Origin of the sequence: Frankia sp. Mgl5 (assembly GCF_023242985.1) — a bacterium.
Taxonomy (GTDB): Bacteria; Actinomycetota; Actinomycetes; order Frankiales; family Frankiaceae; genus Parafrankia; species Parafrankia soli.
In genome coordinates this window covers 1-244 of record NZ_JALKFY010000296.1, presented here as the reverse complement: position 1 = coordinate 244, position 244 = coordinate 1, and the positions used below count along the sequence as shown (strand labels likewise).

1 protein-coding gene is annotated in these 244 nt (G+C 53.3%); it reads left to right on the top strand.

Annotation, left to right across the window (positions count from 1 at the left end; genetic code table 11):
- A partial coding sequence (locus MXD62_RS09405) for a 5-formyltetrahydrofolate cyclo-ligase (RefSeq protein ID WP_248828975.1) occupies positions 1 to 244 on the top strand: 244 nt, incomplete at both ends.

Here is a 244-nt window from a genome sequence, read left to right as displayed (position 1 = left end):
GTATGGGGAATCTTTGAACCAGATCCGGACGTTTCGCAGCGGGCAGAACGGGAAAAGCTTGAAGCGATTGTCGTTCCCGGAGTCGCTTTTGCACGCGATGGCGGCCGGTTGGGCTATGGCGGAGGTTATTATGACCGCTTTCTGGCAACGCTTGAGCGAAAACCGCTGCTGATTGGTTTCGCCTTCTCCTGTCAAGTAATCGATCAAGTTCCGTTGGAGAAGCATGATTATCCGCTCGACTATC